Source organism: Paenibacillus oryzisoli (assembly GCF_001653565.1).
Lineage (GTDB): Bacteria > Bacillota > Bacilli > Paenibacillales > NBRC-103111 > Paenibacillus_E > Paenibacillus_E oryzisoli.
In genome coordinates, this window is the sequence record NZ_LYPB01000047.1 from 16304 (window position 1) to 30990 (window position 14687).

The following is a 14687-nucleotide window of genomic DNA, read 5'->3' on the forward strand; positions in this document are numbered from 1 at the left end:
GTAAGTCATCTCCTTAAGGGTTGATTTATTTGTATTGCGGGATCAATTGAGCCCGTTTATTAATGAATTTGTCAACGGCCATGGCGGCAATCGCACCATCCGCAGCGGCAACAACGGCTTGTTTAACTGGCGTACGTCTAACTTCTCCAGCACCGAATACACCAGCAACCGACGATTGCATCGAGCTGTCCAAGATCATAAAACCATCATCATCGAGCGGAACTTGCCCCTGTAAGAAGTCTGTACCCGGTTTACTGCCAGATAGGAAAACGAAGACGCCATCCACATCCAGCACTTCCTCGCCGCCAGCGCTTGTACGAATTCTAAGACCTTGAACCTGCTTATCGCCCAGAACTTCGAGTGGCTTCGTTTTGTAGAGAATGTTCGTGTCTTTCAACTCTGGAACGTGGTAAACACCTTGCAATTCAGGCCGTGGAACGACGAAATGGATGGATTTCGTAAACTTGTTTAGCGCCTGTGCTTCTTCAAGGGCTTCTTCCGAATCTCCAATCACTGCGACTGTCTTCCCTTCGAAAAAAGCCCCATCACATGTCGCACACGTGCTCACGCCGCGTCCCATCAAATTCTCTTCACCAGGCAGCATACGATTTCGCCCTTTAGAGCCTGTTGCAATAATGATCGACTTGCCTTCAAACATCCCATCAGCGGTAAACACATACTTCGTTTCGCCTTCCACATCCACATCGGTAATCGTCGTCTGGATGAATTCGGCTCCGAAGCCTTTGGCTTGATCGCGCATCGTATCCAGCAGATCCTTACCTGACATTTCCCCAACGACACCGGGATAATTCGCAATTTTATGCGTAATGGCTAGTGCTCCTGTATTCGGCGCTTTATCAATAACTAACGTCTTCAAATTCCCTCGTGCTGTATAAATCGCCGCAGAAGCTCCAGCAGGACCAGCTCCAACAATAATGACATCGTGCATCTGTAATGCACTCCTTTCATAAAGCCCTACACAATAATTAATAATAGATATTAGATAATAATTATTATAAATAAAATAGAATAAAAGTCAACCTTATTTAGAATAATTCTAATCAATAAACTTACTGTTTGTAGTACAACGACATGAAACTACCCTCATTAGGGACAAGAAAATCCCTATATCATTTCATAAATTTGATTGGCATGTACAGTGAACAATATTGTCCTTGAATTGCATACATTTCAATCATTTTGTAAATTGATTCTTTATAACCCATAACACCCTTCCTGATATACAATAATGCACCTCGTAAACAAATCATGTTCACGATAAACTATAATTGTTCAATACTATTTTCATTATTTGTTTAACTTGACTGCCCGTCGCTCAGTTTAGTGCGCGCTTTTAATGAAGTCGGCAATCCGGACAATGTTCTTGTCATCCGACACTCGTGTAAAAACCTAGTCTGATCACAGGTAAAACGTTGTGACATCCCACGATCTTCAAGCGAAGCCCCTTCTCTAATTGTCAGAGTAAGGGGCTTCCTGAGCATTACTATTATTTTAGAAGCACTTTATTAATCATTTGTGCAGCCTCTGCACGAGAAGCCGTATTCTTAGGCTTGAAAGATTCGTCTTCAAAGCCGTTGATAATTCCTGCTTGTTGAAGCTCAGACACTGCCTCTGCTGCAAAACCACTAATCGCAGCATCATCCATAAATATGTCCTTAGCTACCACAGCAGTTAAAGGAACTTGAGCAACCTTAGATGCTTTAGAAACCATCAAAGTCATTTCTTCACGAGTAATCGTCTGATCGGGTCTAAATGTACCGTCCTGGTATCCACTTACAATACCCAACTTCTGAGCAGTTGCAATCGGTCTTGCATACCACTGATCAGCTTGGACATCTTTGACCCTGATTTCCGCGGAAGCATCCACAAGATCTAACGCTCCTAATAGCATTTTCAGGAATTCAGCGCGAGTAACTATTCCTTGGGGGTTAAATTGCTCAGCACTGTAACCATTGATCACTTGTTTTGCCGATAAGGATTCGATTGCTGCTCGGGCCCATTCCGCAGAACCTAAATCAGTAAATGCAGCTTTCACTTCGGCTATTGTGTATTTACTGAAATGGTTCGTAAAGAAAGTAATCCCGCCTGTTGCGGCATCATAGGTTCCATTCTTGATTATTTCGAGTTTGCCATCGTCACCAAGATAATATACAACAATTGTATTAATATTCTCTCCTGGCTTAATGGTGTATGGCATAGTAATCATCATGGATTTTTTAGATACGAATTTGCTTATTGGAGTTCCGTTAACACTAATGTTGAAATCATATACAGGTTTATTACCAATCTTCTCTTGCTGTTTTGCATCTAAAATGGTTGGATCTACCCTTGTAATGGACAAATGAATTGTACCGTAGTTTGTTCCAAGTGCATCAGGAATAATCGCTACCGTTCCAAATTGACTCTTAACTGCAATGCGGTCAATACCTTTGTCATGAGCCTCCTTCAAAACATCCGTATGAAAGGCTGCACTCACAGACAGTGCCGAGTTGTTAACAGGTATCTCGATCGTCACAGTTTCATTGCCTGATGCTGCAGCATTATTAATCGCGGTTTGCAGGTCCTCTGTCTTAACCTCTGCATTCAGTACCCCTCTGCTATCAAGTAAAGGATGAGTGATTACCCAAGCCCCCTTGACAGGTCCGTCTTGATTACTAACTGAAGGACTAGAAGGTGGGGGTGTATCATCTGAAATAACAGGCTTTTCCACCAGCACGATTTTCCATTTTTGGATATCGTGGTCATTCCTGTCTGCAAGCTGCACCGCTCCGTCGGCTTCAGCCTCCAGCGCTTTACTCGGATCTCTTTTTGAAACGATCGTAACCGTTCCGTCTTCATGCTCGATCATGAGCCACTGTTGATTATCATAATTTAGAAATGGATACAAATGAATATTATTCTGCCCCATATCCCAATCCAGCGATTTGTCGCTGCTCGCGGATCGTATCGTATATGCATCGTCGGAGATCTTGTAGTAGGTCCAATTCTGATTGATGGATTTGTTATCGGGTTGCTGTACTTTGACTCTAGCAGAGTTGTTCTGATCATCTACGCCCAGAACTTGGCCGCTATTCATATTTATAAAATGATAATCGTTCAAATCAATGGGTGTCGTGTTCGTTACGTTCACATTTTGATAATACGCTTTACCACCAAACACGTTTAGGCCGAAGTATCCTTGTCTATACGTATAATCGGTAATATCAATCACCAACTGGTTGTCAAAATAAATTTGAATATGCGGCCCTGAAGCAACGATTTTGGCATGATAATTCAAGCCTTTCTGTATAAACTTCGGCACTTTGGCTATGATTTGTCGATCGTCGAATTGTCCGCCCGCTTTATAGAACAACCGAAGCAATTGCAAATTCGGATCCACGTTGAAATAATAGCCATTGGAGCCATCCGCACTCGCCCGGAACAGGATCGAACCAGCCCCGCCGTTCTTCGATATCATCATGTCGGTCTCATAGGTGAAATCAGTCGCTTGATTGCCCGACATGTTGTTCGAATCCGAATAGAACAACCCGCGGATCCCGTCCAATGTAGGTACCCATTCCGATGCGGGATGAACATTCCATCCGCTCAAATTCGTCGAGAATGAACCGACAATGACTTCCATGGATCGTTGAACAGCACCGCTCGCTGATTTGACCGTAATGGTTGCAGTCCCCGAAGAAACGGCCTGTAATCTCGCGCTTTTATCATCCGCATCCTGCACCGTTACAACGTTCGGATTGCTCGTTTCCCACATCAACGATTTGTCGAGTGCCGTGTAGGGCTCCGCATCTGCATAAACACGCCGCTCATCGCCGACCCCGAGCTCCAGCAATCGATGATCCAACACGATTCGCTGTACGGTATTGCCATCCAGTATCGAACTTCTCGATGTATTTTTCAAGGAATACACATGTAATGCCTTCACAACAACCGATCCACCGGATGCATAAAAGCTCATCCCGCTGCGTGAGGAATTCGGTAGGATGATGTCGGATATGACCACTGAACCGTCGTTGCCAAATACCTCTAAAGAAGACTCATCCACGAAGATATGCATACGGACTACACCGTTGACGGGTTGTACGTCCGCCTCATGCAACGTCGTAAAATTGGTAGCAAAATCCGTCCTGCCAGAAGCGGATCGATCCACGAACATCTTGTTATCGGTACTCCGATAGCCGACGACCGTCTTCTGTTCTCCGCCTTCGCGCAATCGGAATCCAAATTCTGTAGCCGCTCCGGAATTCGGGAGCTGGAGTTCCACGTCAATTTCGTATGCCTTTCCATTAACCGTTTCGAGAATATTGCCGGATTGCGGTGTTACCGAAACATTGTTAACAGAGAAATCGGTTCCACGCAATGAACTCAGTTCGCTTACCGGATTCTGCGCAAGGATGACGTCACCGTTCACGGTCTTTAACGACAACTCGCGGGGAATTGTCAATTGCCCTTTCCAACCGTCGGTCGGGAAGCTAAATGGGTAATCCCAATTTGACATCCATGCCAGCGCAATGCGCCGATTATCTGGCGCGTTGTAGAACGACATCGAAGCGTAATTCTCTTTCCCGAAGTCGGTAAGCAACACTTTGCCCGGCAGGTTGTCATTGACGAATTTTCCTTCCGCCGTTACCTGACCAATGAAATATTCCGCCGACGAACCTTGCGTATTCAGGTTGCTGCCGGTACTGATCATCAGTACCCATTTTTTATTGTTTTCATTTCCGTCTACCGCAAGTTGGAACAAATCCGGACACTCCCAAACCCCTCCGCGTACATACTGGCTATATCCAAAATTGTCGGTCCACGACCAATGAAGCAGATCCGTCGATGTAAAGAAGCGAATGTGATCCCCGCCAGCTACCACCATAATCCATCGGTTATTGTCATCGTCTCGCACGACTTTCGGATCGCGGAAATCCCAACTGCCGTTGATACCGCCCGGGTTGGGCACTGCGACGTCGTCCCCGTAATATTCCCACGTGCGTCCCTTGTCTTTGCTGTACGCAACCCCGATCTTCTGATTGCCGTTCGGCTTATTCGGATTGCCTGAAGTATAATAGGCAATCAAACCTTTGCCGCCCGAATCCCCAAACAATCCAGAAGCGTTGGTTACATCCGCAACCGCGGACCCCGTCCAAATGTGCCCCAAGGTGTTCCATGTCAACGCAAGCGGCATCTGCTTCCAATGTAAAAGGTCGGTGCTGATGGCATGAGCCCATTGGCCTCCATCCTGATGGAACAGATGATATTCACCTTCGAAATACACCAGTCCGTTCGGATCGCTGACCGCTCCTCGCGCTGGCGAATAATGGTATTGCGGCCGGTACGTTTCCGTATAATAATCGCTGTATGGCGTAAGATACACATTTTGAAAATAGGCGACTCCATCCGTCACCGCCAATCCGGCGTATCCGCTCATAAAGTCGGCATCTTGTGCTACGATCTTTTCCGCTGAATACCCATCGACATAAACCGTAAGGTTCGAACCTTCCGCTGTTATTTCAATATGGTGTTTGTTGCCAGCGGTTAAAGGAATGCCGGATATCGATTGGATGACGGTTTCGGTGTTCCTGTGTTTTTTGAGTAATGTGACTGTATGATCGCTCGGCCGTATCCGAAGCATATATCCGTTCGTGCCTTCCCTGTCGGTACGGAACATCAACCCTGCGACAGCTTGCGGCGCCATCGGATCCACCGTCACGTCGCCTACAAACACGAAATCGCTTGCCACACTGTCAGCGATACGAGTCGCTTCCGCGTTCGCTGGCACGGCTCCCTTGACACCGTTCAGATTCGGCGTCCACTCGCCCGTTGACCTCCAACCTTTCAGATTCGATGTCAAATCACTTGTCATGATATTTTGGAACTGAACCGAACCGTTAAAAGCATGAAGGCCGATACGTCCATTACTGTATTCTCCGTCATCTACAACGATCAATGGATCATATTTCCCGTCAAAATACACTTGAATATGTGACTTTTCCGCCTTGACACGCAAATGATAAATCTGATTTGCGGCAAGAGTCACGTTCTTCTCGATCCACAGTCTGTTTGGATGTCGGTGATTCGCATCCATCAAACGTATTTTCTGAGCCTTCAGATCCAGCTGTAACAAATATGCGTTTCGGCCGCTGTTGTCAGATCGAAATACTAGCGAGCCTACGGCATTCTCGCTTTTCAGCATGAGATCTGTCTCGTAATTCAGGTCATCGCTCATCGTTTCTGACATGGCCATCACATTCGCGTCCGACGAGAGCAGCATGCCTTCCTTATCCGAAGTCACGGAACCACTCTCCCGATGTTGCCACCCGCTCAGATTACTGTTTACGCCAGGGAAACTTAGATTCAAATCGTTGACGATGATGTTCTGAAACAGCATCGAGCTGTTCCAAACTTGAAGACCTAAGTAACCTCCGCTATAAACGGTATCACTCGCCTCGATCACCGGGTTAGTATTGTTTCCCCAGTAGACTTCGAGCGTCGATCCTACCGCATTCACTTTTAGATGATAGGTTTCGTAGACCGCAAGCGAAACGCTGTAAGCACCTAATTCCCGGTCTCCGTTCGCATCTTTCAAGCGTATCCGGTTGCCACCCGGATCGATCTGTAGCATATAAGAGCCCCAGCCGCTGTTGTCGGAACGGAACACCAATGAACCTACACCTTGGAATTGACGAATGGTCACATCCGATTCATATGTAAAATTGTTGGTCTTCGTGCCGGACATCGCAAAGTAATTGCCACCGGACGTGAGCAACATCCCTTCTGCACTGCTCATTGACGTCCCCGGATCCCCCGACGTCTCCCAGCTGCTTAGGTTTGTAATCACATCAGGTAAAACCTCATTCAAATTGCGGACGATGATGTTCTGAAACAGCATCGAGCTGTTCCAAACTTGAAGGCCTAAGTAACCATTGTTATACGTGGAGTCACTTGCCTCGATCACCGGGGACGTATTGTTCCCCCAGTAGACTTCGAGCGTCGATCCCACCGCGTTCACTTTCAAATGATACGTTTCGTAGACAGCAAGCGAGACGCTGTAAGTGCCCAAATCCCGGTCTCCGTTCGCATCCTTCAAGCGAATTTGGCTGCCACCCGGATCAATCTGCAGCATATATGATCCCCAGCCGCTGTTGTCGGAACGGAACACCAATGATCCTACACCTTGGAATTGGCGAATGTTCACATCCGCTTCATAAGAGAAATTGTTGGCCGTCGTGCCGGACATCGCAAAGAAATTGCCGCCAGACATGAGCAACATCCCGTCTGAACTGCTGGTTGACGTCCCTGCATCCCCCGAAGTTACCCAATCGCTCAAGTTCGTGTTCACAGTTTGGGTATTCGGAGTGCTTGATTCAGGCGTCATTATGATGTTCTGGAACAGCATCGAACTGTTCCAAACTTGAAGGCCCAAATTGCCTCCGCTGTAAGTGGCGTCATTGGCAGCGATTACTGGGGTAGTATCGTTCCCCCAGTAGACCTGAAGCGTCGATCCCACCGCCTTCACTTTCAAATGATACACTTCGTTGCCCACAAGCGAAACATTGTATACGCCCAGTTCTCGATCATTATTCGCATCCTTCAAGCGAATCCGGCTTCTAGCCGGATCGATCTGCAGCATATACGAGGCCCAGCCATTGTTATTGGAGCGGAACACCAGCGCGCCTACCCCTTGTAATTGCCGAATGCTCACATCCGCTTCATACGTAAAATCTTCGGCATGCGTTGCCGACAGCGCGAAGAAATTTCCGGTGGATGTGAGCAGCATCCCATCTGCACTGGTTGTTGATGTTCCTTCATCCCCCGAAGTTACCCAGCCGCTTAGGTTCGAGTTCACTCCTGAACTATCAGCCGCTGCTCTTGCAGCGTTACTTGTCCATAAAACCGGTATGGCAAGCATTATCGCGAGAATGACCTTTACCCAATAAAACATTCGACTCCTCAACATCGGTCATCCCTTCCCATTCATTTTGGATTGAGCAAGATCGCCGACTCTGAATTCCAGCAATCGGCGATCCAGCGCTATTCATTGTACGGTATTGCTATCTAGTTCGTACTTCTCCATGTATTTTTCAAGGAATACACGTGTAATGCCTTCACGACAACCGTTCCACCGGATGCATAAAAGCTCATCCCGTTGCTAGAGGAATCCGGTAGGATGATATCAGAGAAGACTACTGCCCCGTCGTTGCCAAATAGCTCTACAGAAGACTCATCCACAAGGATATGCATTCGGACGACACCGTTGACGGGCTGCACAACCGCTTCATGCAACGTCGTAAAATTGGTAGCAAAATCCGTCCTGCCGGAAGCGGATCGATTAATGAACATCTTGTTATCGGTACTCCGATAGCCGACGACCGTCTTCTGTCCTCCGCCTTCCCGCAATCGGAATCCGAACTCGGTAGCCGCTCCGGAATTGGGGAGCTGGAGTTCCACGTCAATTTCGTATGCCTTTCCATTAACCGTTCGGAGAATATTGCCGGATTGCGGTGTTACCGAAACATTGTTAACAGAGAAATCGGTTCCACGCAATGAACTCAGTTCGCTAATCGGATTCTGGGCAAGGATGACGTTCCCGTTCACGGTCTTTAACGACAGCTCGCGGGGAATTGTCAATTGCCCTTTCCAACCTTCGGTCGGGAAGCTAAATGGGTAATCCCAATTTGACATCCATCCCAGCGTAATGCGCCGATTATCTGGTGTGTTGTAGAATGACATCGAAGCGTAATTCTCTTTCCCGGAGTCGGTAAGCAACACTTTGCCCGGCAGGTTGTCATTAACGAACTTCCCTTCCGCCGTTACCTGACCAATGAAATATTCCGCCGACGAACCTTGCGTATTGGGGTTGCCGCCGGTACTGATCATCAGCACCCATTTTTTATTGTTCGCATTCCCATCCACCGCAAGTTGGAACAAATCCGGGCACTCCCACACCCCTCCGCGTATATACTGGCTATACCCAAAATTGTCTGTCCACGTCCAATGAAGCAGATCCGTCGATGTATAGAAGCGAATGTGATCCCCGCCAGATACCACCATAATCCATCGGTTATTGACATCGTCGCGCACGACTTTCGGATCGCGGAAATCCCAATTGCCGTCTATGCCGCCCGGGTTGGGCACTATGGCGTCGTCCCCATAATATACCCACGTGCGCCCCTTGTCTTTGCTGTACGCAGCCCCGATCTTCTGATTGCCGTTCGGTTTATCTGGATGGTGTGAAGTATAATAGGCAATCAAACCTTTGCCGCCCGAATCCCCAAACAACCCTGAAGCGTTGGTTACATCCGCAACCGCGGACCCCGACCAAATATGCCCCAAGTTGTTCCATGTCAACGCAAACGGCATCTGCTTCCAATGTAAAAGGTCGGTGCTGATGGCATGAGCCCATTGGCCTCCATCCTGGTGGAACAGATGATATTCACCTTCAAAATACACCAGTCCGTTCGGATCGCTGGCCCATCCTCGCGCGTCCGTAAAATGGTATTGCGGCCGGTACGTTTCCGTATAATAATCGCTGTATGGCGTAAGATACACATTTTGATAGTAGGCGGCGCCATTCGTCACTGTCATTCCGGCGTATCCGCTCTTAAAGTCCGCATCTTGTGCTACGATCTTTTCCGCTGAATACCCATCGACATAAACCGTAAGGTTCGAACCTTCCGCTGTTATTTCAATATGGTGTTTGTTGCCAGTGGACAAAGGAATGCCGGATTTCGATTGGATGACGGTTTCGGTGTTCCCGTGTTTTTTGAGTAATGTGACGGTATGATCGCTCGGCCGTATCCGAAGCATATATCCGTTCGTGCCTTCCCTGTCGGTACGGAACATCAACCCTGCGACCGCTTGCGGCGCCCCCGAATCCACCGTTACGTCGCCCACGAACACGAAATCGCTTGCCACACTGTCGGCGATAATAGTCGCTTCAGCATTCGCAGATCCGACTCCTTTAACAACGTTCGAATTCAATGTCCACTCGCCCGTTGACGTCCATCCTTTCAGATTACTATTTACCCAACCGCTTAGGTTCGTGTTCACGGGTGGATTATTAGGAGTTGTTGAATCCGGTGTCATTATGATGTTCTGAAACAACATCGAGCTGTTCCAAACTTGAACACCTAAGCACCCTCCATTGTAAGCGGTATCATTTACATTAATCACAGGGGTAGCATTGTTCCCCCAGTAAACCTGGAGAGTTGATCCAACAGCTCTCACTTTCAGATGATAGGCTGTATTGATCGCAAGCGAAACGCTGTATACGCCCAGCTCCCGATCTCCGTTCGCATCCTTCAAGCGAATTCTGCTGCCTCCCGGATCGATCTGCAGCATGTAAGAACCCCAACCGCTATTGTTGGAACGGAACACCAATGCGCCTACCCCTTGGAATTGGCGAATGGTCACATCTGCTTCATACGTGAAATTGTTGGCAGTCGTTGTCGATAGCGCAAAGTAATTGCCGCCAGACGTGAGCAGTTTCCCGTCTGCACTGTTCGTTAATGTCCCCGCATCCCCCGACGTCGCCCATCCGCTTAAGTTCGTGTTCACGTTTGGAGTATTCGGAGTGGTTGATTCCGGCGTCATTATAATGTTCTGGAAAAGCATCGAGCTGTTCCAAACTTGAAGACCTAAGCAACCTCCGTTGTAAGAAGTGTCATTTACATTAATAACAGGTGTAGCATTGTTCCCCCAGTATACCTCGAGCGTTGATCCAACAGCTCTCACTTTCAGGTGATAGGTTGTGTTAGAGGCAAGCGAAACGCCGTATACGCCCAGCTCCCGATCTCCGTTCGCATCCTTCAAGCGAATCCGGCCGCCCACCGGATCGATCTGCAGCATATAAGAGCCCCAGCCGCTGTTATTGGAGCGGAATACCAATGCACCTACCCCTTGGAATTGGCGAATGGTCACATCCGCTTCATACGTGAAATTGTCAGCAACCGTGGTGGACAATCCAAAGAAATTGCCAGTGGATGTTAACAGCTTCCCGTCTGCATTGTTCATTAACGTCCCCGCATCCCCCGACGTCCCCCATCCACTTAGATTCGTATTCACCCCGGAACCATCGGCCGCTGCTCTTGCAGCGTTACCTGACCATAAAATCGGTATGGCAAGCATCATCACAAGTATGAGCTTTACCCCATAAAACATTCGATTCTTCAACATCAGCCATCCACTCCCATTCATTGGATTGTGTAAATGATAATCAATAAACTCAGCTTTCACACCTAGAAAATCAGCTTAACCATTTCAGTAGCCTGGAGTTGTGCTCTGTTGAATTGTCAGCCTGATAACATAGAAAACACCGCTTCGATTGGTAAAGTGTGAGTATCGAGCAATCACTACCATATCGAAGAGGTGTTTTCTCTACGATAGAACAAAGCAGTCATTCTATCTACTACCAGAAGAAATCAAACCGACATCTACGGGAATCCATGTACTCAATTACTTAAATAGTGACGGTTTCAAGAAGACATTCAGGTTCACTTGCACCTATTTATTTTGCATTGTCTTTACCCTGTTGTTTAAGAAGACCTGGTTCTGTTTGTTGTAGTCCCGGCAAGCATTGTGCTGTAAACGAATTAACTTACTCGATTAACTCCCCCATTCTTAATTGTGTATGAGCCTTACGAAATCATCGTATCAAATGAAAGAGGCGATTAAATTCAATATTCTCTGTTTCATACTTTTAAAATGTTTATACTCCCACTTGTACGTTACCTCACCTCTATGCCTTCAGCTTGATCTAAAAATTCCATGACGAACATGTTACATGACGCAAAAAAAGCCCAACCGGGCTTCCTCCTTGTTATGAAATCGCTGCTCCTGCTAGCGGAAACACCGACCATGTCTCAAAACGGTTTGGATATCCTTTGTTATATGGCTTCGCCTAGAGGAAAGCCATTCATACGAAGCCAATGTTCGGTGAGATTCCTAAACCATGGAGATCTAGTAGTCACGTATACAACTTTTGAACCCGTTTCTTCAAGGCGCCGTAGGGCTTCTGCTGAACCGCTATAAGGAGCTGCTCCCAAGAAAACATCCGGGTTATCCTCGAAAAAACCAGAAGGAAGCGGGAAGGGGCATAGCTTTGTTCCAAACCCATCCACGCGTTCCTGAATTTTTTCATTCGTATTAGCTAGAGTGTTATCAATATTAAACACCCACAAGTTTTTCTTCATGGCCAACATTCTCCTTTATAATCACTAAAGCAGTTTGTCAGCAGTTCTCACTTCATCCACATTTAAACCATGGTTATTGAGAACTGTCGCAGTACATCAATAAATATTTTGGGACTGCATGTGCTTGTTCCTGCGATATTCGTCCGGTGTCACACCAAGTCGACATTTAAACACTCTATAGAAATATTTGTCGTCCTTAAAGCCGACTTCGGGAGCCAAAAATTAGGATTTCCTCCAAATGTGTAATCTTTTGTCGCCAAATTGACCGAATATACATCCTCTGAGGTAGGAAAATATTTCTGTTGGACCCGAATTATTTTTCTGTCGTTTTCATAATCCAGATATTTCTTTTGCAAATCGGTAACCTCCTATCTCGATCTGCCCACGGAGTCTCTACATTGTTGGGGGACAAATAAGTTTTGAAATGAAAAATTCCAGCAAACACAAGGGTTTGCTGGATTTTCCTTATAACCGTCTCTAACCGATCCGATGGATACTTCGGACATGTGTGGGAAGTCGAGAGTGATGGAACTAACCGTGTATTGATAGAAGTGGTGGTACTCACCATCGTCGTATATTAAACGTTCCGATCATTCATCCAGTTCTTCGGGGGTCAGAAGTGGAACTTGGTCTATTTCCCTCTTGCATTAACGCATGAATTTCCTCAAACGTACCAAGCGACGGGATGGCCCCCTTCCGAGTTGTCGCCAGCGCCCCTGCGGCATTAGCAAAGTCCAGTGCTTCTCGCAACTCCTCTTCCTGCCATTCCTGCAGAGGCATCCCCATCTCCAAAACTTTATATAACAAAGCACCGAGAAACGCATCTCCAGCACCTGTGGTATCCACCGTAAGAACGGGGTAGGTATCCACCTTGCCCCACCAATCTTTCATCTGATAAAAAGAACCAGATCCTCCTGCTGTGACCAATAGCAAGGTAATCCCATACTGCTCAACCAGGTGTCTCGCTGCCTTTTCCAGATCCTGCTCTGCCGTCAAAAAGACGAGTTCTTCTGCGGAAACCTTAACTAAATTCGCTAAGCTTAAACCAACATGTATGGCCTCAAGCGCTTGCGCCTCATCCTTCCACAACGAAGGACGCCAATTCGGGTCATAAGATATCAGTGCCCCCCGCTCCTTCGCAACATGCACAGCCTTTAATGTCGCTGTGTACACTGGCTCCGCCGTCATCGAAATCGAACCAAAGTGAAAAATTCTCGCCTCCGCCAGCATAGCTAAATGGACTTCATCCTCCCTCAACAACTGGTCCGCACCAGGATTTCTAGCGAAATGAAAAGATCTATCACCTTCTGCATCCAGCTGAACGAATGCCATCGTCGTATGCGCCTCATCTGTCGCTACTAACCCATGGTCCGACACACCGACATCAAGCAAAGCCTCACGCAAATACAAACCGAACGGGTCACTGCCCACCTTTCCGATGAACCCCGCTCGCTTGCCGAACTTCGCCAAAGCAGCTACCACATTCACCGGTGCTCCGCCCGGGTTACGTTCAAACAACGGCTGTCCCGCTTCAGAACGACCAGCAGGCGTGAAATCAATCAAGTATTCCCCAAGCGCAACCACATCGAAGTTCATGCCCAAGCCCCCCATTCATTTGTATAATTTGGTCCAAATTCCGTCTTATCCTTTGATGCCCGACATCGTAATCCCTTGAATATAGTAACGCTGCAAAAATAGAAATAACAGTAAAATCGGAACGGTAGATAACGTATTCGCCGCCAATACCTTGGACCAATCCGTCCCCTCATTCGAGGAAAATGTGGAAATCCCGACTTGGATCATCTGCATTTTCTGATCATTGATCACAATGAGCGGCCATAGATAGGAATCCCAGTTCCCTAGGAAGGTCATCAGTCCAAGCGTAATTAACGCAGGCACGGCAGCCGGAAGCACAATAGCTACAAAAGTGCGAGGCAAGCTTGCTCCATCGATCCGAGCAGCTTCCATCATTTCGTTCGGAACCTCCGCGAAAAATTGGCGTAACATAAAGATCCCGAATACGGACAACATAGAAGGAATAATCAATGCTTTGTACGAATTCAACCAGCCCAAATCATGCATTAACAAATAGTTAGGCACGAGGGTGACCTCACCCGGAATCACCATCGCCGACATAAATAAGGCAAATACGACGGTTTTGAAAGGGAACCTAAGCTTTGCAAACGCAAATGCCGCCATTGAATTGATGATCAACACTAGCATCGTTACGATGGAAGCCACGAACAGTGTATTCCAGATATAGCGCAAGAACGGATTTCGCGCATTGAAAATGACATTATGAAAGTTCTTCCATGTCCATTCTACGGGAACTAGTAAGTGAATATTCAACGATGTATATTTGAAAAGCTCTTGATAAGGCCGAAAAGCGCCAGTAACCATCCATAGGATAGGAGCGACAGAAATCAGAGCAATTATTATCATGACGATCATCGTTACGATGTTTGTTAACCTCTTCACAGCGAA

7 protein-coding genes are annotated in these 14687 nt (G+C 47.1%); all 7 read right to left on the bottom strand.

Going from position 1 to position 14687, the window contains the following annotated elements; all coding sequences use genetic code 11:
• Positions 1–25: 25 nt before the first annotated feature.
• A complete protein-coding gene (locus A8708_RS04285; RefSeq protein ID WP_068662286.1) occupies positions 26–949 on the bottom strand; it encodes an NAD(P)/FAD-dependent oxidoreductase in 924 nt (307 codons plus the stop codon).
• Positions 950–1507: 558 nt separating this feature from the next.
• The gene (locus A8708_RS04290; RefSeq protein ID WP_068662287.1) at positions 1508–7954 is read right to left on the bottom strand and encodes a family 16 glycoside hydrolase; all 6447 of its coding nucleotides are present in this window, start codon (positions 7952–7954) and stop codon (positions 1508–1510) included.
• Positions 7955–8067: 113 nt separating this feature from the next.
• Entirely contained in the window at positions 8068–11187 is a 3120-nt protein-coding gene (locus A8708_RS04295; protein ID WP_068662288.1) for a GH32 C-terminal domain-containing protein, read from the bottom strand.
• 710 nt (positions 11188–11897) lie between these two features.
• The gene (locus tag A8708_RS04300; RefSeq protein ID WP_068662289.1) at positions 11898–12203 is read right to left on the bottom strand and encodes an HAD family hydrolase; all 306 of its coding nucleotides are present in this window, start codon (positions 12201–12203) and stop codon (positions 11898–11900) included.
• Positions 12204–12299: 96 nt separating this feature from the next.
• A complete protein-coding gene (locus A8708_RS37045; RefSeq protein WP_420848528.1) occupies positions 12300–12422 on the bottom strand; it encodes an AraC family transcriptional regulator in 123 nt (40 codons plus the stop codon).
• A 375-nt stretch (positions 12423–12797) separates the two neighbouring features.
• Positions 12798–13799, bottom strand: a complete 1002-nt coding sequence (locus A8708_RS04310) for a carbohydrate kinase family protein (RefSeq protein WP_068662291.1) — start codon at positions 13797–13799, stop codon at positions 12798–12800.
• A 45-nt stretch (positions 13800–13844) separates the two neighbouring features.
• Positions 13845–14681, bottom strand: coding sequence for a carbohydrate ABC transporter permease (locus A8708_RS04315; RefSeq protein WP_239696531.1), 837 nt, complete (start codon positions 14679–14681; stop codon positions 13845–13847).
• Between the last annotated feature and the right edge of the window lie 6 nt (positions 14682–14687).